We start from the raw sequence: 25174 nt of genomic DNA, 5'->3' as shown, positions 1-25174 counted from the left end.
CCAACGATAAGGCGGCTCGAACATCCTCGGCAAGAGGATGCAAAATTGCATGTGTACAAACTAAATCACCAAAGACCTGGCCTGGCAAGCGAGCTTTCCCTCGGGGCATGCCCACGGGATCGCTTGTGTCACCCGACCGTCGGCGTGGCAAGCAGCCAGAGACCGAAAATGGTGTAGGCGATCATCAAAACGGTGAGCGGGAACTGGCTGAGCGCGGCGCCGGCGGGCCGGGGGTGCAGGCGCCAGGCAAAGCCGTGGGCGACGAGGACGGCGAGCACATGGCCAAGGATGATCGCGCCGGCCTGGATATTCCACAGCCACCATGCCGACGCTGCCCCGGAAACGATGCCGGCCTCGACCTGCATGTCGGCGGTGCCGAACAGGTTCCAACCCAGCGCAAAGGGGTCGGACAGGGAGGTCAAGGCATACTGGCCGTCGACGAGCAGCGCCGTCAGATAGTGCGCGACATGATAGGCGAGCGCGATCGGCACGATCGACCACACCAGCAGCCCCGCCGCCTGGGCGAGAGGCCTATCGCTGCCGGCCAGACGCTGGCCGATGAAGACCGCGAGCAGGAACGCGCCCGCGAGCAGCACGAATGTCAGCACAAGACCCAGGCTGCCGCTGCCGATCACGGCCGTGCGGCCGGGAAATTCCAGCGGATTGATGCCGAACAGGCCGAGCCAGAAGAAAGTCTTCGACACGCCATCGAAGGAGACCGAGGACAAAGCGAGCAGCAGGAAGGCGATGCCGCTGGCCGGCAAGGGTTCGGCCGCCAGCAGCTTGGCACCCGGCCAGCACAGGCCGAGACGGCCCTGTTCATCGCGTCCGACAGTGGCGAAACGCGCCACCATCGAAAAGAACATGGTCAGGAATTCGCCGCTTCGGCTCCACTTGTCGTGGCCGAACAGCAGCATGGCGATGAGGGTAACCAGCCAATAGAGCCCGGCGGCAAAGGCAAGCCGTGCCGGATCATCGGGTGCCGGATCGATGAGCTCGAACCAGGCAAAGGCGAAAAATAGAACAACGGCCGGCCAGCAGCCGAGCCATTGCGGAAGACGCCAGGCCCCCACATCGCCTCTGCCGGTCAGGCGCGACAGCAGCCGCCACGGCCCGTACCAGGGGTTGAGCCACGACCAGAGATCGCCGAACACGCCTTGCAGCAACGTCAGGCCGGCCCAGAGCAGCGTCCAGATGACCAGCGGTAGCGGGTTGGAGAGTGGGTCGCGGCTGCCGAAGAGGCCGGCGGCGATGAGGATTGCAAAGCCGGCAAAGGAGATCGGACTGACGGTGGTGCGGGCACTGTCGTTGAATGTGAAAAGCGGCAGGCGCCGACGCCAGAAACGGCCGAGGGTGTCGGGCGGTAGCAGGGCAAGGACGAGGAAGCTGATGGCCACCGCGAAGGCGCCGCCGATCAGGTAGTAGCCGGTGGGGAGGAGGAGGACGTGGCCACGGTCGGAGGCGTGGGCGAAGGCGGGGGTGGGTAAGAGGACCAAGGCAAAGGAGATAGGAACGAGGCCGCAAAGATGCCGCTCTATGGCTTGGCGCCCTTCCTCTCCCCCGTCGATCGGGGGAGAGGTGTCGAGCGTAGCTCGACGGAGTGGGGGTCGACCCTGGCGCGGATCAAGACGCTGCGTACACGCGATCCTCTTTCCTATGTCAGTTGCGGCGGTTTCTAGGTGGTTCCCCCACTCCGTCGCCGCTTCGCGGCGCCACCTCTCCCCCCTCCGGAGGGAGAGGAAAGGAGCCAGGGAACTCGACCTATCCAAGAGCCCCGTTACCTCACACCTTGACCAGCTGCTCCACGCGGTCCTTCTGCCCGAAAATCCGCAAATACCGCTCGATCTCCTTGAGATCGCCGGTCGCCTTGGCCGGGTTGTCGGAGAGCTTGACCGCCGGGCGGCCATTGGCTTCGGTCACCTTGCAGACCAGCGATATGGCGTCCAGGCTGTTGGTTTCGGTCGGCGCGCAGCCTTCGAAGTCGTTGGTCAGGTTGGTGCCCCAGCCGAAGGACATGCGCACCTTGCCCTTGAAGTGGCGGTAGGTCTCCTCGATGGTTTCGACCTCGAGCCCATCGGAGAAGATCAGCAGCTTCTGCCTGGGGTCCTTGCCCTTCTCGCGCCACCAGTCGATGATCTTTTCGCCGCCTTCTATGGGCGGAGCGCTGTCGGGACGGAAGCCCGTCCAGTCGGCGACCCAGTCCGGGGCGTCGCGCAGGAAGGAAGCGGTGCCGAAGGCGTCGGGCAGCACGATCAGCAGATTGCCGCCATAGTAGCGCTGCCAGTCCTGCAGCACCTTATAGGGTGACTGCTTCAGCTCTTTTTCCGAATTGGCGAGTGCGGCAAACACCATCGGCAGTTCATGCGCGTTGGTGCCGAGCGCCTCGAGGTCGTTGTCCATGGCCAGAAGCACGTTGGAGGTACCGGTGAAGGCTTCGCCGATGCCTTCCTTCAGCGCCTCGACGCACCAGCGCTGCCAGAGGAAGGAATGGCGCCGCCGGGTGCCGAAATCGGAAATGCGGATGCCGGGCAGCGCCTTCAGCCGTTCGGTCTTGGCCCACATCTTGGCCTTGGCGCGGGCATAGAGCACATCGAGCGCGAACGGACCGAAGGCCCGCATGGCCGCGCGCGAGCGCAATTCGTTGATGATGGCGAGCGCCGGGATTTCCCACAGCGTGGTGTACATCCACGGCCCGCTGAAGGTCAGCTCATACTGGCCGTCGCGCTTGGAGAGTTCGTAGTCGGGCAGCCGGAAGCCTTCGAGCCAGGCGAGGAATTCGGGCTCGAAAATCTGCTTGCGGCCGTAGAAATTGTTACCGCCCAGCCAGATCATCTCCTTCTTGGAGAAGCGTAGCGTGCGGGCATGGTCGAGCTGTTCGCGCAACTCGCCTTCGTCGATCTCGTCGGCGAGCCGAACCGAGGTGGTGCGGTTGATCAGCGAGAAGGTGGCATCGACCTTGGGATACATGCCCCAGATCATCTGCAGCATCAAGAGCTTGTAGAAGTCGGTGTCGAGCAGGCTGCGCACGATCGGATCGAGCTTCCAGGTGTGGTTGTAGACGCGCCGCGCAATATCGGTCCTGGCCATGTCTCGTTACCGCCTTCGCTGCCCTGCCACCACAATAGCGACAGGCCTCATAGCATCGAATTGGCCAGAACGCTGCCCGCTTTCAGGCTGGCCCGACAAAAAGAGAGCCCTGCGTATGTCTATGAAGATTTGCCGCCCATCACCTTGAGCGCGGGACGTTTGCGGCGGGTGACGAGGCGGCCCGCCACCGGGGCGTCGGCGCGGCCGTCATCCCCGGCCTTCTCGGCGAACAGCCAGTCCATGAACACCTGCACGATCGGCGTCGCCCGCATTTCGTTGCGGCAAACGACATAGAAATCATCGACCGCCGGCACCGACAGGCTGAACGGAGCGACCAGCATGCCCCTGGCCAGCAGCGCGCTTGCCGTCACCGAGTCGCCCAGCGCCACGCCATGGCCGTGCACAGCGGCTTCCGCCGTCATGCGCGCATCGCCCAGATGATGGCGGCGGCCGCGCTCCAGGTCCAGCGCGTCGGCGGCGGCCAGCCAGGTGTGCCACTCGCGGCCATCGTCGCCATGCAGCAAGACATGGTCGGCAAGGTCGCGAACATTGCGGATCGGCCGGTTGTTGATCAAGGTCGGGCTGACCACCGGGAACAGCTCCAGGCCCGACCATTTGCGCATCCAGCAATCGGCCCAGCTGCCATCGCCATAGTGCACGCAGACATCGATATGCGGCGCACGGATATCCCTTGGGTCGTTGGAGGGAATGAGCGTCAGCTGGATGTCGGGATATTGCGCGGTGAAGCTGCCCAGCCTCGGCGTCATCCACAAAAGCAGCAAGGCGGGCACGCAGGACACCGACAGCGCGCCACTGCTAGCCGGCCGCGTCAGCCGCTGCGTGGCGGCGGCGATGCCATCGAAGGCCGTCGAGACCGCCGGCAAGAGTTCGGCGCCATGCGGGGTCAGCTTGACGCGCTGGCCGACGCGTTCGAACAGCTTGACGCCGAGCGACTGCTCGAGCGCCTTGATCTGGTGGCTGACGGCGCCATGTGTGACATTCAGCTCACTCGCCGCCTTGGTCAGCGAAGCATGGCGCGCCGTGGCCTCGAAGGCGCGCAGCGGGTTGAGAGGGGGCAGGCGCTTGGCCATGGATGCTCGGCTTTATTGTGAGATTTTCTCACAGAAACCACCCTAACAATATCAATTGCTTTTTCAATGCGGCTGCCGGACACTTTTGCCTGGAACAAGCACCAAGGCGTGAAATTGCAGGCAGCCAGCGGGGCAGCGACCGACCGGGCGACGGCCGGTTTGCCTGGAGTCGCCGACGGTCGTACTGCGCCAGTCCAGGAGGAGCGGATATGGGTTACAACAGCGACAAGCTCGACGCGTTGCGGCGCAAATATGGCGAGAGCCATGGCGGCGAGATGTTCGACCCGAAATTCCGCAAAGTCGCCGACAAGATCTTCAACAAGGCGGGCACACGCCTTGCCCCCTATTCCGGCATCCCGACCTTCCTTGCCGCGCCCTACCGCGAGATCGCGGCCGAGAACCCGGATTTCGGCGACCTGCAGGTGGCGATGATAGGTGTGCCGATGGATCTCGGCGTCACCAACCGGCCGGGCTCGCGCTTCGGGCCGAGGGCGTTGCGCGCCATCGAGCGCATCGGCCCCTACAATCACGTGCTGGAATGCGCCCCGACACATGAGCTCAGGGTCGCCGACATCGGCGACACGCCGTTCCGCAGCCGCTACCGGCTGGAGATCAGCCATGAGGATATCGAGCGCCGCACCAACCAGATCGTCGATGCCGGCGTCATCCCGCTGTCGGTCGGCGGCGACCATTCGATCAGCCATCCGATCCTGAAGGCGGTCGGCAAAAAGGCGCCCGTGGGCCTCATCCACATCGACGCCCACTGCGACACCAGCGGCCTGTTCGACATGACCAAGTTCCACCATGGCGGGCCGTTCCGCAACGCGGTGCTCGACGGCGTGCTCGACCCGACCCGCACCATCCAGATCGGCATTCGCGGCTCGGCCGAATACCTCTGGGAGTTTACCTACGAGTCTGGGATGACCGTGGTCCACGCCGAGGAGGTGACCGGGCTCGGGATTCCCGCCATCATCGAAAAGGCGCGCAAGATCGTCGGCGACGGTCCGACCTACGTGTCCTTCGACATCGACAGCGTCGATCCGGCCTTCGCGCCGGGCACCGGCACGCCAGAAATCGGCGGGCTGACCACGCGCGAGGTGCTTGAACTGCTGCGCGGACTCAAGGGCCTCAACATCGTCGGCGGCGACGTCGTCGAGGTGGCGCCGCAATATGACGCGACCACCAACACCGCGCATGCCGGCGCCCAGGTGCTGTTCGAGATATTGAGCCTGATGGTGTTCAGCCCGGCCGTGACCGGCAAGGGAGCCTGACGATCAGAACCAAGGCGGCCGCCGCGCTGGAGCCGGCGGCCGACCCAAACAATCAAAAGCTTCCAGAAGGGGAATGACAATGACAATCCACTCGACACTGAAATCATCCATTGCCGCCATCCTGGTGCTGGGCGCCACCGGTCTTGGCTTTGCCACGCAGGCAGCCAATGCCGACGCGCTGGCCGATATCACCAAGGCCGGCACCATCAATGTCGGGGTCTTCGCAGACTTCCCGCCCTTCTCCTCGGCCAGTGCCGATATGAGCCTCAAGGGTTATGACATGGACGTCGCGCAATACATCGCCGACACGCTCAAGGTGAAGCTCAACACCGTCGCCGTCACCGGCCAGAACCGCATCCCATATCTCAACGACCACCGTGTCGACCTGCTGATGAGCGTCGGCTACTCGAAGGAGCGTGAGCAGGTCATCGACTTCGCCGCCGCTTATGCGCCCTATTACATCGCGGTGATCGGTCCCGCCGCAATGAACGTCAAAGGCAAGGAAGACCTTGCCGACAAGTCGATCGCCGTCAATCGCGGCACGCTCGAGGACACCTCGCTGACCGAGGCCGCTCCCGCTTCCGCCGACATCAAGCGTTTCGACAATTACAATTCGGTGATCCAGGCCTTCATCTCCGGCCAGACCCAGTTGATGGTGGTCGGCAACGATGTCGGCGCCCAGGTGCTGGCCAAGCAGGACGCGCTGAAGCCGGAGCAGAAGTTCCAGCTTCTGACCTCGCCCTCGCATATCGGCCTCAACAAGAATGAGGATGCCCTCAAAAAAGCGGTCAACGACGCCATCGCCAAGATGCTCGCCGACGGCAAGCTGGATGAAAGCTCGAAGGCCTGGCTGAAGACGCCGCTCAACCCCGACAATCTCAAGGATTGAGTTGCCGTGGCCTTCGGCTGGCTCCCGGGTGCCGTGGGCGACATCGCGCATGGCGCCGCCACGACGATCCTCTTGATCGCCGTGACCACGCTGGCGGGAACGCTGCTCAGTATCCTGGGCGCCGCCGGACGGCGAAACGGCCCCGCGCTGCTGCGCCGGGCCATCGCCTGGTATGTCGAGGTGATGCGCAACACGCCCTTCCTGGTGCAGCTGTTCTTCATCTTCTTCGGCCTGCCGAGCCTCGGCATCAGGCTCGATCCGATCCTGGCCGCCATGCTGGCGATGACGCTCAACATGGCGGCCTACACGATCGAGATCGTCGGCGCCGGGCTCGACGCCGTGCCGCACGGACAGACGGAAGCGGCCCTGGCGCTCGGGCTGCGGCCGCGTCAGGTGTTCATCAAGATCGTGCTGCCGCAGGCGCTCAAGATCATCTATCCGGCGCTGACCAGCCAGATCGTCATCATGATGCTGGAGTCGGCCGCTGTGTCGCAGATCGCGGTGCGCGAGCTGACCTATGAAGCCGACATGCTGCAGGCGCGCACTTTTCGCTCGTTCGAGACCTATTTCGTCGTCACGCTGGTCTATCTCGCTTTGTCGATGGCCCTGCGCCGGCTGCTGGTGACAGGCGGGCGCCGCGCGCTCGGAGCTGGTGTGTCATGATCGAGTTCACGCTCTGGGACATCATACGCAACCTTCTGCTCGCGGCCCGCTGGACGGTGCTTTTGTCGCTGGCCGCCTTCATCGGCGGCGCGCTGGTCGGAATGGCGGTGCTGTTCTTCAGGATCTCTGAGAATAAATGGAGCCGGCGCCTTGCCTCCGGCTATATCGCCTTGTTCCAGGGAACGCCGCTGTTGATGCAGCTCTTCCTGATGTTCTTCGGCCTGCCGATGCTCGGCCTGCGCATCGAGCCCTGGACGGCCGCCGTGCTCGGCCTGACCTTCTTCGCCAGCGCCTATCTGGCCGAAATCTGGCGTTCGGGGGTCGACGCGCTGCCGCTTGGCCAGTGGGATGCCGGCGCCAGCCTTGGCCTGCACTACCTCCAGGAACTGCGGCTGATCATCCTGCCGCAGGCGTTCGCGATCACCCGCGCGCCGACGGTCGGCTTCCTGGTTCAGCTGATCAAGTCGACGGCGCTGACATCGATCATCGGCTTCGAGGAACTGGTGCGGACCTCGAACGCCATCAACAACGCGACTTTCGAACCGTTCAAGGTCTATGGGCTGGTGGCGCTGATCTTCTTCCTCATGTGCTTCCCGCTGACCCAATATGCGCGCCGGCTCGAACAGCGCGCGGCGCGACACTGAGTCGAAGGATTGAAGGCGCGAATGGCTACTTTGCGCCGCATCCGGTCATTCGGCGAGTTGCCAGTGTTCCAAAAAGCGGACGTTAGTTCGTCGATGACCATGCGCCCATATAAGCAGCCGCCCCTTACCTCAGGGAGCCAGGCCGTGCTTCCTCAAGTAGTACTCGGTGATCGTGAGGCGTGCCTGATTGCCAATCGAGTAGACAAATTCGGTGCCGCGTATCTGGGCTGGGTGCTTTCGGCAATCAGTTCGGAAAGCAGACCATCAGGTTCCGGCCCCGTTCCAGCCGTCTAGGGGGCGGCCGGTAAGAGCGCCCACTAACTTGGTCCTCAAAGCCGCGTTCGCCGATCTGCTCTCCGCATCGAGCGAGCTCCGATTGCCGCGACGCTCGTAACTCATCTTACCGTGCCCGCCCTTTATCCTCGACTGGCCTGGTGCTCTGGTGCCGGCGCCGAGCCGGAGCACTATCCGGCGGACAAGGACGCCAGGGGCGGTCACAGCCCCAGTGCCGTAGCGACCCGTTCCTGGAAATACTGCACTCCCCGCTCATGCCGCCCCGAAAGCGGGCCGGAGCTATAGGCCCCGGCGGCATAGTTGCGATGCGTATCGGCGCAGATGGTGTAGTCCTCGCGTACGACGGCCAGAGTGCCTTGCACGGATTTTGCCCTGCTCTCGGATGCTTCCGCAGAGGTGTCGGCAAAGAAGAAATGGTAGTGCTGGTCTGCATGATGCGGTGAGGTTGGGTTGATCCGGCTAACGTTCATGCCGCCATCAAAAAGCGACAGCGTCCAGTTCGGCCACATCCAAAGCCATTTGCCGCGATAGAACAGACCGTCTTTCGGCGGTGCGGTCATCCGGACATAACCGGGATGGGCGGTGGTCTGGAAAGCTTCGAAGTCGATGGCAGCGTAGAACGAGGGGTGCGTGCCAGGGATGTGGTAGCCTTCGACGAAATTGTCGGTGTAGATCTTCCAGTTCGCCGCAAAGCTGACGGTGGCCTGATCGGTGGCGGCATAGGTCTCCAACGGCTCGTCCGCCAGTTCGGCGGGCAGAGAGCCAAGTTGATCCAGAAGACTTTCTTTCGGGTCGAGTGCCGCGAAGAGCAGCCCGCGCCATTCGGACAACTGCACCGTCTCCAGCGGCCAGTCCTCGGCGATGATCGCGGGATCCTTGCCATACCATGGGGCCTGCACCAGCCGTCCGGTGTCGGCAAAGGACCATTTGTGATAGGGACAAACGATCAGCCCGCATTTGCCCGCGCCATCGGCCAGAAGTTTCGCCCCCCGGTGGCGGCAGACATTCTTGAACCCGCGCAAGGTCCCGTCCCGGCCCCGGATGGCGAAGACCGGCGTGCCGGCGATGTCGATGGCAAGGTATTGACCTGATGTCGCGACTGAGGCGACAGGCCCCATGAACTGCCAGGTGTGCGCGAAAATGCTGCCCCGTTCCTGCTGCCAGATGTCATCGCGGACATAAAGCGAAGGGTCCAGGTTCAGGTATTGCAGGGGCGGAGTGTCGAGTGGCAGGTGGTCGGGCCGCAAAGTGTCTGGCGTCATAGGCTAACCTCGAGTTGCTGCCATCCTGTCGTAAGCGGGGCGACATCGCAAGGGATGGGCTCTGCTGCGCACAGCCTGTAAGCCGGTGTGCAATTTTGCTTTAGCGCAAATTTGCTGGAATTGCGGTTCCAATTCTGCGACCTGGTAGTCGACCGCGATCATCACGTCGGATGCCTTAACCTCAGCACAGGTTCCAGCCGACTTCGAGCACAGTTCGTCGTCCGCTTGATGAGCGCCCGGTATCAGTGTGGTGCGGTTCGCTCGCGAACGACGAGGATGGGGTCGTCAGCTGACGAGGCAAACTTTGCCCGATGGCTGTAAACTCGAACGGCAGCTTACCGACGAGCGCTTCCTAGAAGCAGACCGTCCGGATACGGCCCTATTGAGATGTCCCTGCCGCCGCACCGGCGCCCCCCCTTTGCCCTTCAGTGCCCAAACGCCAGCGATGGCGCGATGCGGTCGCGCCTTAGCCAGCGCGCCAGAAGCAGCGCCGCCACCACGGCCAGTCCGCTGGACAGGCCGATCCAGATGCCGACGCCGTGGAAGCCGAAATGGAAGGCGAGCAGCACGCCGAGCGGCAGGCCGACGCCCCAATAGCCGATCGCGGCGTAGATCATCGGCACCTTGGTGTCGTGCAGGCCGCGCAGCATGCCGGCTGCAACCGCCTGCGCGCCGTCGAAGACCTGGAACAGGGCGGCGAACACCAGGAACGACACGGCAAGCGCGATCACCCTGGCATTGGCGGGATTGCCAAGGTCGATGAAGGCGCTGATCAGCAGATGCGGCCAAAGCACCATCACCAGGCCCATCAGCGCCATGAACGAGACGCCGATGACGAAGGCGGTCCAGCCGGCGCGCGACACGCCCTCGGGATTGCCGGCGCCATGTGCCAGCCCGACCCGCACCGTGACCGCCTGGTTGAGACCAAGCGGGACCATGAAGGAGATCGAGGCGATCTGGATGGCGATGGCGTGCGCGGCGAGCGAATCGGCGTCGATCAGGCCCATCAGCAGGGCCGCCGCGTTGAAGATCGTCACCTCGAAGGCAAGGATACCGGCGATAGGCAGGCCGAGCCGCAACAAGCCCTTGAAGCGCGGCCAGTCGGACCGCCAGAAGCGGCCGAACAGATGGTAGCGCCGGAACTTCTTCTCCCACATCACCACGACGGCCATGCCGACGAACATCAGCGTGCTGGACAGCGAGGTGGCAAGGCCGGAGCCGGCGATGCCCATGGCCGGAAAGCCGAGATTGCCGAACATGAATACCCAGTTGGCAAACACGTTGAAAGCCACGGCGACGAAGACGATGACCAGAGCCCAGCCGGGCCGCTCCAGCGCCGAGATGAACGAACGCAGCACGATGTAGCCGTAGAAGGGCAGTACCGCCCATTCGAGCCAGCGCAGATAGATGCCGGCCTGGTGCGCGAGCGCGGGCTCCTGGCCCATGGCCAGCAGAAGCCCCTCGCCGTGCCACAGCACGAGCCAGATCGGGATCGAGATCAGAATCGCCAGCCACAGGCCCTGGCGCACGGTGCGGCGCAGGTCACGCACCGAATGGCGGCGGCGGCCAAGTTCGGTGGCGATCATCGGCGAGGTCGCCAGCATCAGCCCGAGGCCGAAGATCAGCGGCATGAAATAGAGGTTGGCGCCCAGCGCGCCGCTGGCCAGCGTGTCCGCTCCGAGCCGCCCCATCATCATGACGTCGGTGGCGGTCATCGCCGTCTGGCCGAGATTGGTCAGCACCATCGGCCAGGCCAGCGCCAGCGTCGCCCTGATTTCCTGACGCCAAAGGTTTTCCGGCGCGCGGGCGCCGGCTTCGATCGCGGACATTGTTCCGTCTTTCAGAACACGGCGCATCGGGACCAGGCCCGGAAGCCGCACAGCAACGGCACAAAATGGCGCCGTTTGCGCCGTCTATTGAACGAGATGCGACATGAAGGCAAGAGAGGAGGCGCGGGAACAGATTGAGCCAGCGCCGTTGCCGGGAACCGCCGTCTCGTTCCCTTGCCGGCCCCGGACTGCTACGGATCAGATATCGGCAACCGGCGAATGTGGGAGGCAGGATGGCGTTCAGGCGCAGAAAGAACACGGCCGCGATCCCGCGCACGGCGCCTTCCTTCGAGCATATCGTCACCGAGGCGAGCGAGAGTTTCCTGTGGCGCCTGGATGACTATCCCTGGGAGCGCAATGTCTGGAATTTCCATCCCGAATACGAGATACACCTGCTCAGGAAATCCTCCGGCGTGGTGTTGGTCGGCGACCATATAGGCGAGTTCGGTCCGGGTTACCTCACCATCGTCGGTGGCGGCCTGCCGCATGACTGGGTCACCGCGGTGCAGTCGGGCGAGTTGATCGAGGGCCGCGACATCGTGCTCCAGTTCGATGCCGACAGGCTGCGTGGCTCGGCCGGCCTGCTACCGGAACTGCGCGAACTGGAGCCATTTCTGGAGCGGTCGCTGCGCGGCATCGTCTTCCATGGCGAGACTGCGCTGGAAGGCGCGGCGCTGATGGAGCGGATGGGCGCGGTGCATGGGCTCGCCCGTTTCTGCCTGTTCCTCGAACTGGTCGACCTGCTGGCCAGGACCGATGAGTATGAGCTGTTATCATCGCCGGACTTCCAGCCGGTCCTCGACGCCGCCTCGCTCGACATCATCCAGCGCACGCTGACTTATCTGTTCCAGCACTTCGCCGAGGATCTGAGGCTGCCTGACGTGGCCGAGCTCGCCGGGATGAGCGAAAGTACATTCTCGCGCTTCTTCCAGAAGAACACCGGCAACTCGTTCAGCGACCACGTCGCCAAGCTCCGGCTCTGGCAGGCCTGCAAGCTGCTGGCCGACACCGACATCCCAATCACCGATATCTGCTTCCAGGTCGGCTACATGAACATTTCCAACTTCAACCGTGCCTTCATGCGCAAGCACAAGATCACGCCGTCCTCCTACCGCAAGCTGTCGCGGCAGCGCCTGGCGACGCGCGCATAAGCGCAGCCTAAATCACCGTTTCCCAACGGATTGATACTCGTGTGACAGGCTCGCCGGGTGGACGCCTGTTTTTGCGCTGCACAATGCATAAAAGTACAGGTCTGGTGCAACGGGGCTTCTAGCTTGACCCGTCGCAACCCCGCATTTTGGCGATGGGTGGCATGTCGCTCGGGCGATGGTGAGGATCGCGAGACCCGAGGATTTGCGTTCCTGCGACATATTCCTGGAGGAGAAAAGATCATGAAACCAGTTCGGCTCGCTGCCAGCCTTGGCGCAGCTTTCGTGCTTTCCGCTACCGTTTCAACCCTAGCCCTGGCGCAGGCGCCGGTCTGCTCGGCGCCGGTCAAGGTGCTGGCGCAGCCACGCGACGGCCTGACGCTTCTGGAGGACTCCAAGGCCGAGTTCGAGAAGCTCTCCGGCGCGAGCTTCAAGATCGATTATCTCAACGAGAACGACCGCCGCGCCAAGTCGCGCGCGGACGCGTCCACCGTCGGCAATTACAACGTCTATTATGTCGATGAAGCGAATGTGGCGCTGTTCGCCTCGTCGAAATGGATCGTGCCGCTGACCGATTATTATCCGGCTGACTATGACTATGCCGACTTCGATCCGGGCCGCCAGAAGGTTGCCACCTATGACGGCAAGGTCTGGTTCGCGCCGCTGACCGGCGGCGGCGACCTTATGGTTTACCGCAAGGATGTGCTGGAGGCCGCCGGCATCCAGCCGCCGAAAACGCTGGATGAGCTGATCGCCGATGTGGCGAAACTGACCAACGCCGACAAGGGCATGTATGGCATCGCGCTACGCGGCGCGCGCGGTTCGGGCGCCAATGTCTGGCGCTGGATGCCCTTCTTCAAGGCCTATGGCGGCAAATGGTTCGACGGCGACAAGCCGGCGTTCAACTCGGAAGCAGCCGTCAAGGCGACCGAGACCTATCTGAAGCTGTTCAAGGATTCGGCACCGGGAACGCAGACCGGCAGCTGGGACGAATCGACCGGCGCCTTCCTGTCGGGCCAGGTCGCCATCCTGGTCGAATCGACGCCGCTTTCGGGCATGGCTGTCGACCCGAAGACCTCTCAGGTGGTCGGCAAGATCGGCTTCCTGCCGCCGCCCTCGCCGCTTCCCGGCGGCGGTTACGGTCACGGCCTCGCCATCGCGGCAAAAGCCAATGCCGATGACGCTTCGAAGAAATGCGCCGGCCTGTTCATCGCCTGGGCAACGTCGAAGGAAAACGAGAAGCGCCGGCTCGACGCTCACCAGTTCGGCGAGTTGAACCGCACCAGCATCCTGTCCAGCAAGGAATTCGCCGATATCTACGGCGCCGATCTCGGCCAGGCACTTGCCGAAACCGGCAAGGTGACGGCGGTGAACTTCTGGCAGGATCCGCGCTGGCCGGATCTCGGCGACCGCTGGGGCATCATCCTCGAAGAGCTGATCGCCGGCACACGCACCGACGTCAAGGGCAGCCTCAACGAGCTCGAGGCCTATGCCAACGAGTTGGTGAAGAAATAGGCCTCTCCCTCTTGCGGCGCACGGTCCACGGCATTCCCGGGAATGCCGGACCTGTGTGTCGCAGGAGGGCCTGCCTTTCCCCCGAGCGCGCGACCGTTCCGCCACTCCCGGACATTCGAGACACAGCAAGGCCTGAGACCAATGCCTCGACGTTCATCCCTGCCGGTGACTTTTGTCGTGCCGACGCTGGTCATTCTGCTGATCCTGTCGATGGTGCCGACGCTTTACGCGATCATCATTGCCTTGCAGAACCGCGAGCTGAGTTCAACGGTCTATTCCTGGGTCTGGTTCTCGAATTTTGTCGACCTGTTCTCCGACCGCCGCTTCCTCAATGCCGTCTGGGTGTCGGTGAAGTGGGAGGTGGTCACCGTCATGGCGACCATGGTGGTGGCGATCGGGCTCGGCGTATTGATGTTCGAGGTCGCCTCGCCGCGCCTGCGCAATGTCTACTGCCTGCTGTTCATCATCCCGGTGCTGCTGCCGCGCGTCTCGGCCGCCTTCGTGTGGAAATTCGCCTACCATCCGCTCTACGGCATCGCCACCTACCCCTACCGGCTGCTGACCGGCGGGCTGATCTTCGACCCGCTCTCCAAGCCTTCGACTGCCCTGTTCGCCGTCGCTTCGGTCGATGTCTGGCAGTGGGGCCTGTTCTTCGCCGTCATCGTGCTGAAGCTCCTGGAAACCCTGCCTCCGCAGCCGATCGAGGCGGCACGTCTCGACCACGCCAAACGCTGGCAGATCCACGCCTATGTCACCTTGCCGATGCTGAAGGCGCCGCTGGTCAGCCTAATGTTCGTCAAGATGATCGAGTCGCTGCGCTCCTTCGACCTGATCTATGTGATGACCCGCGGCGGGCCCGGCGTGGCGACCGAAACGCTCGACATGTACGCCTTCTCGCAAGGCTTCATCGAATCCGGCAAGGTCTCCTATGCCTCGGCCATGGCGGTGCTGATGATGATCGCCACCGTCATCACCTTCACCATGCTGTGGAAGCGGGTGCAGGCATGAAGCCCGGCCGCATCATCGCCAAGGCCGTCCTGGCCTTCGCCGGTTTTCTCGCTGTGTTCCCGCTGCTGTGGACGGCGCTGAACTCGCTGAAGAACAGCGTCGACATCATCACCCGCGTGCCACGCCTGGTGTTTACGCCAACGCTTGCCAATATCAGCTACATCCTTGGCCGCGACAGCGTCATCACCGGCCTCTACAATTCGGTCGTCGCCTGCGGCTCGGCGGTGCTGATCGGCGTCGTGCTTGGCCTGCCGGCGGCTTACGCGGTGGCGCGCTATCCCAACCGCTGGGCCGGCGACATCCAGTTCTTCGTCCTGTCGCTGCGTTTCCTGCCGCCGGTGGCGGTGGCGATCCCGCTGATGGTGATCTGGCTGCAACTCGGTCTCTACGACACTTTGCCGGCTTTGATCGTCACCTACTCGCTGCTGACCATTTCGGTCATCATGTGGCTCGCGATTCCCGCTTTTCAGGGCGTGCCGAAGGAGGTCGAGGAAGCGGCCTTCGTCGACGGCTACGGCGCCTATTCGGTGTTCTGGCGCATCGCGCTACCGGTCGCGGCGCGCTCGCTGATCGGCGCGGTCGCCTTCAGCTTCGTGCTGGTCTGGAACGAGTTCCTGATCGCGCTGATGCTGTCGAGTTCCAACGCCAAGACCTTGCCGATCGTCGCCTCCGAACTCTCCCAGCAAGGCATGAACGTGCCGTGGGGCATTCTCAACGCCTCGGTCGTGCTCCTGTCGCTGCCGCCGCTGCTGTTCCTCGGCGTGCTCAGCGGCTTCCTGAATTCCGTGTTCCGGCAAAAGAAGAATTGAAGTGAGGACGACCCGATGCGGGCTTTGGTACTTGAGAAAAAAGGCGAACTGTCGCTGCGCGAGATCGCGTTGCCGCTCGATGTCGGAGCCGATGACGTCAGGATCGCCATCCACACGGTCGGTGTCTGCGGCAGCGACGTGCACTATTACACTCATGGCGCCATCGGCAGCTATGTCGTGCGCGCGCCGATGGTGCTCGGCCACGAGGCCGCAGGCACGGTCGTCGAGGTCGGCGCCAATGTCAGGAGTCTGAAGGTCGGCGACCGCGTCTGCATGGAGCCTGGCGTGCCGAACCTGTCGTCGCGCGCGACAAAGCTCGGCATCTACAATGTCGACCCTGACGTCACTTTCTGGGCGACCCCGCCGGTACACGGCATTCTTGCGCCCTATGCCGTGCACCCGGCCGCTTTCACCTACAGGCTGCCGGACAATGTCTCCTTCGCCGAGGGTGCCATGGTCGAGCCGTTTGCCATCGGCATGCAGGCGGCAAGCCGCGCCCGCATCGTCCCGGGCGATGTCGCCGTCGTCGTCGGCTGCGGCCCGATCGGCATCATGATCGCGCTTGCCGCGCTTGCCGGCGGCTGTTCGAAAGTGCTGATTTCCGATTTTTCCGCGCCCAAACTGAAGATCGCCTCGCAGTATGCGGGCATCGTGCCGGTCAATATCGGCGAGCAATCGCTGGCCGATGCCGTCGCCGCCGCGACCGACAATTGGGGCGCCGACATCGTCTTCGAGGCGAGCGGCAGTCCGAAGGCCTTCGCCGATCTGTTCGAAGTGGTGCGGCCAGGCGGCGCGGTGGTGCTGGTCGGGCTTCCGGTCGAGCCGGTAAGCCTGAACGTGCCGGCGGCGATCTCGAAGGAAGTGCGCATCGAAACAGTGTTCCGCTACGCCAACATCTTCGACCGCGCCCTGCAGCTCATCGCCTCCGGCAAGGTCGATCTCAAGCCGCTGATCACCGGCACCTACGCTTTCTCCGACAGCATCAAGGCCTTCGAGCGGGCGGCCGAAGGCAACCCGCAGGACGTCAAGCTGCAAATCCTGCTGACCGGCGAAAAAGGCTGACCATGTCCGCGATCGTTTGCTCCCATGTCGACAAGGCCTATGGCGCCACCACGGTGATCCGCGATCTCAATCTGGCGATCGAGGAGCACGAATTCGTCGTCTTCCTCGGCCCGTCCGGCTGCGGCAAGTCGACCTTGCTCAGGATGCTGGCCGGGCTGGAGGACATCAGCGGCGGCGAGGTCTCGATCGGCGGCAAGGTGGTCAATGATCTGGACCCGGGCGATCGCGGCATCGCCATGGTGTTCCAGAACTACGCGCTCTATCCGCACATGACGATCTTCGACAACATCGCCTTCGGATTGCGGCGGCAGAAAGTGCCGGCGCCCGAGATCGACAAGCGGGTCCGGACGGTGGCGGCGACGCTGGGGCTCGACCCCTATCTCGGCCGCAAGCCGGCCGAGCTTTCCGGCGGCCAGCAGCAGCGCGTGGCGATCGCACGCGCCATGATCAAGACGCCCAAGGTCTTCCTGTTCGACGAGCCGTTGTCCAATCTGGACGCCAAATTGCGCAACCATATGCGCGTCGAGATCGCGCGATTGCACCAGTCGCTGAAGACCACCACCGTCTATGTCACACACGACCAGTTGGAGGCGATGACGCTCGCCGACCGTATCGTGCTGCTCAAGGATGGCATCATCGAGCAGATCGGCTCACCGGCGGAAATCTACGGGCGGCCGGCCAATATTTTCGTGGCCGGCTTCATCGGCACGCCGAACATGAATTTCATCGAGGTGACGGTCGCCCGAAGCGGGAACGGCTGGACGCTGACCGGCGCCGGAACGGCGCTGTCGATAGACGGGGCTGGTTTCCATCTCCAGCCGGGCGGTCGCGCCGTGCTGGGCATCCGGCCTCCGGACCTGAAGACAGCCCGTGATGGCGACGCCGGCATATTGCAAGGCACCGCCGATCTCATCGAATTCCACGGCAATGACGCGCTGGTGACATTCGGCTCCGGTGGCAAGGAGATCAGCGCCCTGGTTCCGGCCCGCGAATGCCCGGTGCTGCGCGCGCCTCTGCGCTATACGTTCGAGGAGGCAAGCATCCACCTGTTCGACGCCACATCGGGCGCATCCCTGCGCCAGCAATAGCGCGAAAGTCTACCGGATCGCGTCAAGCACCTGCCGCTGGCGGTGCATTTCCAGGAAGATCCGGTAGTCGCGATCGAAGCGGGCGCCGGCGGCCGGGTTGGCGGCGCGTGTCTTGCCGCCCTGCTGCATGGCAAGGCAGGCGGCGTTGAGATCGGGGAACAGCCCGGCGGCGGTGGCCGCCACCATGCCGGTGCCGAGCAGCACCGCCTCGTCGGCCAGCGGCTCGACCACCGTGCAGCCGGTGGCGTCGGCATAGAGCTCCATCAAGAGCGGGTTCTTGGTGTGGCCGCCGGTGACATGCAGCGTGTCGATCAGGTAGCCGTTCTCGTTCAGCGCCTCCAGCACGTGGCGCACGCCAAGCGCGATGCCGACGGCGGTGCGCCAGTAGAGCTTGCACAGGCTGTCGAAGGACGAATCCAGCGTCAGTCCGCTGACGACGCCGACCGCGTGCGGATCGGCGAGCGGCGAGCGGTTGCCATGGAAATCCGGCAGCACGTGCAGCCGGCCGGCAAGGCTCTCGCCCTCTGCGGCGCGCAGTTCAGCGACGCGCGCGGCGATCCTGGCATGCATGGCGGCGTTCGGCTCGCCGCCGGCGCCATGCCAGCGGATGATGTGGTCGAGCAGCGCCCCGGTCGCCGACTGACCACCCTCCGACAGCCAGAGCTTCGGCAGCGCGGCGCCGTAATAGGGACCCCAGACCCCGGCGAAAGGCTGCGGATCCGGTGACATCGCCATGACGCAGCTCGATGTGCCGGCGATCAGCGCCAGATGCCGGCCGATATTCTGGTCGTCGCCCGCGAAACCGCCGAGCACGCCAAGCGCTCCGGCATAGGCATCGATGACGCCGGCACCGACGCGGCAGTTTTCGGTCAGGCCGAGTTCCGCCGCCGCCTGCGCCGTCAACGGGCCGATATCGGCGCCAACCGGGCTTGCCCTTTGAGGTAGACTGCCATGGTCAAAAAGATCGTCGAGGCCGACGAGATCGAAGAAGTCTCGCTGCCATGCGATTTCCTGGTGCGCCAGATAGGTCCATTTGGCGGTCAGCGTGCATTGCGAGCGCGCCAGCGAGCCGGTCGCCTGCCAGGTCAGGAAATCGGCCAGGTCGAATAGAGTGCCGGCCTGCGCCCACGTTCCCGGCAGGTTGCGCTTCAGCCACATCAGCTTCGGTGTCGCCATCTCGGGCGACATGACGCCGCCGATATAATTCAGCACCTCATGGCCGCTCGCCGTGCATTCGTCGGCCTCGGCGATGGCGCGATGGTCGAGCCAGACGATGGTGTCCCAGCGCCTGTCGCCGGTGGTCGAGACACTGAGTTGGCCGCCTTGGCTGTCACGCACGACCAGCGAACAGGTGGCATCGAAGGAGATGCCAGCAATATCTCCGGCGGCGACGCCGGCCTTTTCGCGCGCGGCGCGCACTGCGGCGCAGACGGCGGACCAGATATCGCGTGAATCATGCTCGGCATGATCAGGCTTTGGCTGGTTCATGGCGATCGGCCGATCGGCGCGGCCAAGCAAGGTGCCACTGGTGTCGAGAATGCCCGCGCGAGCGCTCCCGGTGCCGACATCGACCGCGCAGACAAAGTGTTTCGTCAAGATGCTTTAACTCTCGCTCCCAGGCCTGCAATCAGATCGGGCAATTGCAGCATGTCAGCGAATATAAAGTCCGGTTCGGTCGACGCAAGCCGCGCTTTCAGTGCCGGGTTGCCGGCGTGGGCGCCACCGGTGAAGGCAAAGACGCGCATACCGGCCGCGCGCGCGGCCGCGACGCCGGCCGGACTGTCCTCGATGACCAGGCAATTGCGCGGATGCGCCCGCATGCTGGCGGCGGCGTGGAGGAAAAGATCGGGCGCCGGCTTTCCCTTGGCCACCATGGCGGCGCTGAACAGATGCGGCTCCATCAGCGTGAGCAGGCCGGTGACGTCGAGCGCGTAGCGAATCCGTTCCAGCGTGCCGGAAGAGGCGACGCAGAACGGCAGGCCAAGCTTCGGCAGCATTTCCTTGACGCCGACGATCGGCATCAACTCCTCGCGGAACTTGCGCATGAGGTCGACGCGCATGGCGGTGAGATGGCTGTCGCTGATCTCCAGGCCGAAGTCGCGGCCGAGGATCTCGCGCACGCTCTTCATGCTCTTGCCGAGGAAATGCTCGTAGGCGGCGTCCTCGCTGAGACTGCCGCCGGCAAGTTCGATCATGCCAAGCAGCGCCGATACGGAAAGCGCCTCGCTGTCGACCAGCACGCCGTCGCAGTCGAAGATGACCAGTTCAGGCGCCACGATGTCGACTGGCTCTCAGAGCTTGCCGGCGAGGTAGCGCATCAGCGTGGCGCGCGTGCCATTGGCCCACAACACGCTGAGCGCATGGCTGAAGGCCTCGACGAAGGCGGTGGCGCGGCCGACATCGCCATAGATGTCGTCCATGGCAAGCCAGGCCGCGGGCGCGTCCTTTGCCGCCTTTGCCGTTGCTTGCAGCCGGTCCCAGCTCGGATCGTTGGGTTCGATGACGGCGCCGCTGTCCGTCGTGCCGAAGCAGTAGCGGCACCATAGCGCCGATTCCAGCGCCAGACCGGCAACCCCTTTGCCCGCCTTCAGCCGGTCGGCGATGGTCGGGATGATGAATTTCGGCTGGCGGTTGGAACCGTCGAGGCAGAGCCGGCGCACGGTGTCGCCGATCTTGGGATTGGAGAAGCGCTTCTCGATGAGCTGGTAGTAATCCTCGAGCACCGTGTCCGGCACCGGCGGCACGGTCGGGATGATCTCGTCATGCTCGAGTTTGTCGAGGAAACCGCGCACCAGCGGCTCCTGCATCGCCTCATGGACGAAGTGGATGTCCATCAGCCCGGCCGGATAGGCGATGGTGGCATGGCCGCCATTGAGGATGCGGATCTTCATCAGCTCGTAAGGGGCGACGTCTTTGACGAACTGCACGCCGACCTTTTCCAGCGGCGGGCGGCCGTCTGTGAAATGGTCTTCCAGCACCCATTGCCGGAACGGCTCGCAGAACACCGGCCAATTGTCATCGAGGCCGAAATCGTCGGCGAGGATCTTGCGCTCGCGATCGCTGGTTGCCGGCGTGATGCGGTCGACCATGGCGTTTGGGAAAGCGACGTTCTCGCGGACCCAGTTCGCCAGATCCTCGTCGATCAGGCGGGCAAGGCCGATCACGCCATCCGACGTGACATGGCCGTTATGGGGGATGTTGTCGCAGGACATGACGGTGAATGGCATGATGCCGTCCTGGCGGCGGCGCACCAGCCCGGCCAGGATGATGCCGAACACAGTCTTTGGTGTCGCACCTGCCTGTGCATCGGCGACGATGTCGGGATGGGTCGGGTTGAACACGCCGGAGGCCGGATCGATGAAGTAGCCGCCTTCGGTGATGGTCAGCGAAACGATCCTGATCGCCGGGTCGGCCAGCCGCTCGATGATGGCGGCGGCATCGCCCGGCATCAGGAAATCGATCATCGCACCGGTGACGCGGGCGCTCATATGGCCTTCATCCTGCTCGACCACCGATGTCAGCCAGTCCTGCTCTTCGAGCTTGCCGCGACCGATCTTCTCGCCATCGAACACGCCGGCGCCGACCAGCGCCCAATCATGGCCGATGCCCTGACCGAACAGGTCGTCGAGATAGACGGCCTGATGCGAGCGGTGGAAATTGCCGACGCCGAAATGCACGATGCCGGCTTTCAGCGCCGACCGGTCATAGTTCGGACCCGCGACCTTGGACGGCAGCCTGGCGAGGTTCGAGGAAGAGAGTTTCACGGTCATCTGCTTTACCCTTTGGCCGATTTGCAGCCCGACTGTTTCGCCTCCTTCGGGAGGGCGAGGATGAGGGGCCGCACCTGATGTTCCGGCATGCGGCCCCTCACCCGCCCCCGCGGCGCCTTCTCCGGAGGAAAAAAGAGAAGCGCCTTCGCCCTCAACCCATCCTTTTCAACTCATCCATTGGCCGCCATCGACATTGTAGGTCTGGGCGACGATGTATTCGGCCTCGTCGCTGGCGAGGAACACGGCCATGCCGGCGAGATCTTGCGGCTTGCCCATGCGGCCATACGGCACGCCCTCGCCGACCAGCCGCTTCTTCTCGCCCTTCGGCCGGTTCTCGTATTTGGCGAACAGGGCGTCGACCTCGTCCCACATGTCGCTGTCGACGACGCCCGGCGCGATGCCGTTGACGTTGATACGGTGCTTGATCAGGTCGAGTCCGGCCGATTGGGTGAGCGAGATGACCGCGGCCTTGGTGGCGCAATAGACCGCGACCAGCGGTTCGCCGCGACGCCCGGCCTGGCTCGCCATGTTGATGATCCTGCCGCCCTTGCCCCGCGCGATCATCGAGCGGGCGGCGGCTTGCAGCATGAACAGCGTGCCGGCGACATTGACGGAAAACAGTTTTTCGTAGCTCGCCCGGGATATCTCCACGATCGGCGCCAGGTCGAACAGCGCTGCGTTGTTGATCAGGATGTCGAGGCCGCCGGTCTTGTCCTCCACCGCCTTCACCGCCGCGTCGATGGAGGCCTGGTCGGTGACGTCAAGCTTCAGCGCATAGGCCTTGTCGCCGATTTCGGCCGCCGTCTTTCGCGCCGCCTCCAGGTTAATATCGGCAATCGCCACGGTGGCGCCTTCACGCACATAGGCTTCGGCGAAGGCCCTGCCGATGCCGCGTGCCGATCCGGTGATCAGCGCCGATTTGCCTTTCAGCCTCACTGTCCCATCCCTCACTGGGCCATCGCTTTTCCGTCGGGGCCGAAGCGATGCAGCTTAGCCTTGTCGGGGGTGAGATAAATGCTGTCGCCGTGATGGACGCTGAGTTCGCCGTCAGCTCGCACCGTCAGCGGACCGACGCCATCGGCCTGGACGTGCAGGAAGGTGTCGGAGCCGAGATGCTCGGCCACGCCTACCGTGGCCTTCCATTCTCCCGCCGTGGTCGAGATCTGCATATGCTCGGGCCGGATGCCGATGGTCTTGGCGCCGTATTTGGCCGCGGGCGCGCCCTCGATCAGGTTCATCTTCGGCGACCCGATGAAGCCGGCGACGAACAGGTTCTTCGGCGTCTTGTAGAGCTCCATGGGCGAGCCGACCTGCTCGATATTGCCGGCGTTCAAGACGACGATCTTGTCGGCCATGGTCATGGCTTCGACCTGGTCGTGGGTGACGTAGATCATGGTCGTCTTCAGTTGATGGTGCAGCTCGCTGATCTCGAGCCGCATCGTGCCGCGCAGTGCGGCATCGAGGTTGGACAGCGGCTCGTCGAACAGGAAAGCGGTCGGCTGACGCACAATGGCGCGACCGATGGCGACGCGCTGGCGCTGGCCGCCGGAAAGCTGCCCGGGACGGCGTTCGAGGTAATTGGTGAGGTTCAAGACGCGCGCCGCGTCTCCCACCTTCTTGTCGATGGTGGCCTTGTCTTCGCCGGCCATCTTCAGCGGGAAGCCGATGTTCTTGGCTACCGTCATATGCGGGTAGAGAGCGTAGGACTGGAACACCATGGCGAGCTTGCGCTTGGCCGGCGCCTCGCCGGTGACGTCACGGCCGTCGATGTTGATGCTGCCGCCGCTGGTGTCCTCCAGCCCGGCGATGAGCCTGAGCAGCGTGGACTTGCCGCAGCCCGACGGGCCGACGAAGACGACGAACTCGCCATTCTCGATCACCAGGTCGAGGCCGGGGATGATGGACGTCGATCCAAAGGATTTGGAGACGTTCTTGAGCGTGATGTTTCCCATGGTTTCCTCCCCGAGGGTTCTTTTTCGCCGATTGCTTCAGGCAAACGTCTTACTTCACCGCGCCGAAGGTCAGGCCGCGCACCAGCTGCTTCTGGCTGAACCAGCCCATGATCAGGATCGGCGCGATGGCCAGCGTCGAGGCCGCCGAAAGCTTGGCCCAGAACAGGCCTTGCGGGCTGGAGAAGGAGCTGATGAAGGCGGTGAGCGGCGCGGCGTCCGTGGTCGTCAGCCGGATCGTCCAGAACGCCTCGTTCCAGGCCAGGATGATGTTCAAGAGCATGGTCGAGGCGATGCCCGGCACCGCCATGGGTGTGAGCACATAAATGATCTCGTTCCACAGCGATGCGCCGTCCATGCGCGCCGCTTCGAGGATCTCGCCGGGGATTTCGCGGAAGTAGGTGTAGAGCATCCACACCACGATCGGCAGGTTGATCAGCATCAGCATGACCATCAGGCCGATGCGCGAGTCAAGCAGGCCGGCGTCGCGGAAGATCAGGTAAATCGGGAACAGCACGGCGACCGCCGGCATCATCTTGGTGGACAGCATCCACATCAGGATGTCCTTGGTCCGCTTGGTCGGCGAGAATGCCATCGACCATGCCGCCGGGATGGCGACCAGCAGGGCCAGGATGGTCGAGCCGACCGACAGCAACACGGAGTTCAGGAAGAACTTGAAGTAGCCGCTCTGCGCCTGGACCTCGGCATAGCTTTCGAAGGTTCCCGACGGGATCAGGTTGAAGCCCTGGATCGCCTCCTGTTCCGACTTGAACGAGGTGATGATCGTATAGAGGATCGGGAAGAAGATCAGCAGCGCGACGATCCAGGCGGCAATTGTCGCGATCGTCTTGTGCTGGGTGGTGACTGAGCGTGCCATCTTATCCTCCCTTACTTGTCCAGGTTCTTGCCGACGGCGCGCATGGCGAAGAAGGCGACGATGTTGGCGAGAATGACGGCGATCACGCCACCGGCGGATGCCTGGCCGATTTTGAACTCCAGCAACGCCTTCTGGTAGACGAGGAAGGGCAGGTTGGTGGAGGCGTAGCCGGGGCCGCCATTGGTGGTCACCAGGATCTCGGCATAGACCGAGAGCAGGAAGATCGTCTGGATCAGGATGACCACGGTGATGGCGCGCGACATGTGCGGCAGCGTCAGGTAGATGAAGCGGCTGATGAAGCCGGCGCCGTCCATCTCGGCGGCTTCCTTCTGCTCGCCGTCGAGAGACTGCAGCGCGGTGAGCAGGATCAGTGTCGCGAAAGGCAGCCACTGCCAGGCGACGATGATGATGATCGCCGTCATCGGATGCTGCCCGAACCAGTCGATCGGCTGGGCCCCGAAGAAGCGCGCTATATCGGCGAAGACACCATATTGCGGGTGCATGATCATGTTCTTCCAGACCAGTGCGGCGACCGGCGGCATGACGAAAAACGGCGAGATGACGAGGATGCGCACGATCCCCTGACCCCACATCGGCTGGTCGATGAGCAGCGCCAGCAGGATGCCGCCGATTACCGTGATCAGAAGCACGCTGACCACCAGGACAAGCGTGTTGAGGATCGACTGCAGGAAGGCAGGGTTGGAATAGAACAACGCGTAGTTCGAGAGGCCAACGAAGCCATCGCGGACCGGATTGAGCGGATTGTACTGCTGGAAGGAGAACCACAGCGTGAGCGCCAGCGGCACGATCATCCAGACGAACAGCAGCACCACGGAAGGCGCCATCATGAAACGGGCAAGCGAACGGGTCTGCTGAGTAGCCATGACGGTCACCCTTCAAGGATCAGACTGAATTTTC

General features: G+C 63.7%; 22 protein-coding genes. 10 read left to right on the top strand and 12 right to left on the bottom strand.

Annotated elements, in window-relative coordinates; translation table 11 throughout:
* Nucleotides 1–128 precede the first annotated feature (128 nt).
* The 3 genes from LB564_RS27435 to gcvA form a co-directional block, all read right to left on the bottom strand.
* Nucleotides 129–1538, bottom strand: coding sequence for a hypothetical protein (locus LB564_RS27435; RefSeq protein ID WP_224542417.1), 1410 nt, complete (start codon nucleotides 1536–1538; stop codon nucleotides 129–131).
* 244 nt (nucleotides 1539–1782) lie between these two features.
* Nucleotides 1783–3087 (bottom strand): nicotinate phosphoribosyltransferase, encoded by a 1305-nt coding sequence (gene pncB, locus LB564_RS27430; RefSeq protein WP_224542330.1) that lies wholly within the window; start codon nucleotides 3085–3087, stop codon nucleotides 1783–1785.
* Between the two features lie 119 nt (nucleotides 3088–3206).
* A complete protein-coding gene (gene gcvA / locus LB564_RS27425) occupies nucleotides 3207–4178 on the bottom strand; it encodes a transcriptional regulator GcvA (protein ID WP_224542329.1) in 972 nt (323 codons plus the stop codon).
* Nucleotides 4179–4387: 209 nt separating this feature from the next.
* Here gcvA and speB point away from each other — a divergent pair, with 209 nt between their 5' ends.
* The 4 genes from speB to LB564_RS27405 all read left to right on the top strand — a co-directional run bounded on the left by speB (nucleotide 4388) and on the right by LB564_RS27405 (nucleotide 7645).
* Complete coding sequence (gene speB, locus LB564_RS27420) at nucleotides 4388–5449, top strand: agmatinase (RefSeq protein ID WP_140703103.1); 1062 nt, start codon at nucleotides 4388–4390, stop codon at nucleotides 5447–5449.
* 79 nt (nucleotides 5450–5528) lie between these two features.
* Nucleotides 5529–6338, top strand: a complete 810-nt coding sequence (locus LB564_RS27415; protein ID WP_140703104.1) for a transporter substrate-binding domain-containing protein — start codon at nucleotides 5529–5531, stop codon at nucleotides 6336–6338.
* Nucleotides 6339–6344: 6 nt separating this feature from the next.
* The gene (locus tag LB564_RS27410; RefSeq protein ID WP_224542328.1) at nucleotides 6345–7001 is read left to right on the top strand and encodes an amino acid ABC transporter permease; all 657 of its coding nucleotides are present in this window, start codon (nucleotides 6345–6347) and stop codon (nucleotides 6999–7001) included.
* Nucleotides 6998–7645: an amino acid ABC transporter permease gene (locus LB564_RS27405; protein WP_140703106.1), complete on the top strand. Its 648-nt coding sequence runs from the start codon at nucleotides 6998–7000 to the stop codon at nucleotides 7643–7645. Before LB564_RS27410 ends, LB564_RS27405 begins: the two co-directional genes overlap by 4 nt.
* Nucleotides 7646–8139: 494 nt before the next feature.
* Here the strand turns inward: LB564_RS27405 and LB564_RS27400 are convergent, their stop codons facing one another.
* Together LB564_RS27400 and LB564_RS27395 are read right to left on the bottom strand one after the other, a co-directional pair.
* Nucleotides 8140–9201, bottom strand: coding sequence for an aromatic ring-hydroxylating oxygenase subunit alpha (locus LB564_RS27400; RefSeq protein WP_224542327.1), 1062 nt, complete (start codon nucleotides 9199–9201; stop codon nucleotides 8140–8142).
* 425 nt (nucleotides 9202–9626) lie between these two features.
* Nucleotides 9627–11030 (bottom strand): MATE family efflux transporter, encoded by a 1404-nt coding sequence (locus LB564_RS27395; RefSeq protein WP_224542326.1) that lies wholly within the window; start codon nucleotides 11028–11030, stop codon nucleotides 9627–9629.
* 233 nt (nucleotides 11031–11263) lie between these two features.
* On the opposite strand from LB564_RS27395, the gene LB564_RS27390 reads away from it, so the two are divergent.
* The 6 genes from LB564_RS27390 (at nucleotide 11264) to LB564_RS27365 (ending at nucleotide 17660) form a co-directional block, all read left to right on the top strand.
* A complete protein-coding gene (locus tag LB564_RS27390; RefSeq protein ID WP_224542325.1) occupies nucleotides 11264–12181 on the top strand; it encodes an AraC family transcriptional regulator in 918 nt (305 codons plus the stop codon).
* A gap of 240 nt (nucleotides 12182–12421) precedes the next feature.
* Nucleotides 12422–13693, top strand: coding sequence for an ABC transporter substrate-binding protein (locus LB564_RS27385; protein ID WP_224542324.1), 1272 nt, complete (start codon nucleotides 12422–12424; stop codon nucleotides 13691–13693).
* Between the two features lie 141 nt (nucleotides 13694–13834).
* Nucleotides 13835–14701: a carbohydrate ABC transporter permease gene (locus LB564_RS27380; protein ID WP_224542323.1), complete on the top strand. Its 867-nt coding sequence runs from the start codon at nucleotides 13835–13837 to the stop codon at nucleotides 14699–14701.
* Nucleotides 14698–15510, top strand: coding sequence for a carbohydrate ABC transporter permease (locus LB564_RS27375; protein ID WP_224542322.1), 813 nt, complete (start codon nucleotides 14698–14700; stop codon nucleotides 15508–15510). The genes LB564_RS27380 and LB564_RS27375 overlap by 4 nt, the downstream gene beginning before the upstream one ends.
* Nucleotides 15511–15525: 15 nt before the next feature.
* Entirely contained in the window at nucleotides 15526–16572 is a 1047-nt protein-coding gene (locus tag LB564_RS27370; protein ID WP_224542321.1) for an NAD(P)-dependent alcohol dehydrogenase, read from the top strand.
* A gap of 2 nt (nucleotides 16573–16574) precedes the next feature.
* The gene (locus tag LB564_RS27365) at nucleotides 16575–17660 is read left to right on the top strand and encodes an ABC transporter ATP-binding protein (protein WP_224542320.1); all 1086 of its coding nucleotides are present in this window, start codon (nucleotides 16575–16577) and stop codon (nucleotides 17658–17660) included.
* A 9-nt stretch (nucleotides 17661–17669) separates the two neighbouring features.
* Here the strand turns inward: LB564_RS27365 and LB564_RS27360 are convergent, their stop codons facing one another.
* From LB564_RS27360 to LB564_RS27330, 7 genes are all read right to left on the bottom strand, one after another.
* The gene (locus LB564_RS27360) at nucleotides 17670–19256 is read right to left on the bottom strand and encodes an FGGY-family carbohydrate kinase (protein ID WP_224542319.1); all 1587 of its coding nucleotides are present in this window, start codon (nucleotides 19254–19256) and stop codon (nucleotides 17670–17672) included.
* Nucleotides 19253–19936 carry an HAD-IA family hydrolase gene (locus tag LB564_RS27355; protein ID WP_224542318.1) on the bottom strand — a complete coding sequence of 228 codons (684 nt, stop codon included), beginning with the start codon at nucleotides 19934–19936 and terminating at the stop codon, nucleotides 19253–19255. Before LB564_RS27355 ends, LB564_RS27360 begins: the two co-directional genes overlap by 4 nt.
* 15 nt (nucleotides 19937–19951) lie before the next feature.
* Entirely contained in the window at nucleotides 19952–21430 is a 1479-nt protein-coding gene (locus tag LB564_RS27350; RefSeq protein WP_224542317.1) for a mannitol dehydrogenase family protein, read from the bottom strand.
* 165 nt (nucleotides 21431–21595) lie between these two features.
* The gene (locus LB564_RS27345) at nucleotides 21596–22366 is read right to left on the bottom strand and encodes an L-iditol 2-dehydrogenase (RefSeq protein WP_224542316.1); all 771 of its coding nucleotides are present in this window, start codon (nucleotides 22364–22366) and stop codon (nucleotides 21596–21598) included.
* A gap of 11 nt (nucleotides 22367–22377) precedes the next feature.
* Nucleotides 22378–23382 carry an ABC transporter ATP-binding protein gene (locus LB564_RS27340; protein ID WP_224542315.1) on the bottom strand — a complete coding sequence of 335 codons (1005 nt, stop codon included), beginning with the start codon at nucleotides 23380–23382 and terminating at the stop codon, nucleotides 22378–22380.
* A 49-nt stretch (nucleotides 23383–23431) separates the two neighbouring features.
* Complete coding sequence (locus LB564_RS27335; RefSeq protein WP_224542314.1) at nucleotides 23432–24256, bottom strand: carbohydrate ABC transporter permease; 825 nt, start codon at nucleotides 24254–24256, stop codon at nucleotides 23432–23434.
* An 11-nt stretch (nucleotides 24257–24267) separates the two neighbouring features.
* The gene (locus LB564_RS27330; protein ID WP_224542313.1) at nucleotides 24268–25140 is read right to left on the bottom strand and encodes a carbohydrate ABC transporter permease; all 873 of its coding nucleotides are present in this window, start codon (nucleotides 25138–25140) and stop codon (nucleotides 24268–24270) included.
* Nucleotides 25141–25174 lie beyond the last annotated feature (34 nt).

Source organism: Mesorhizobium sp. ES1-6 (genome assembly GCF_020164775.1).
GTDB lineage: Bacteria > Pseudomonadota > Alphaproteobacteria > Rhizobiales > Rhizobiaceae > Mesorhizobium.
This window is presented reverse-complemented; position numbering and strand designations above follow the sequence as displayed.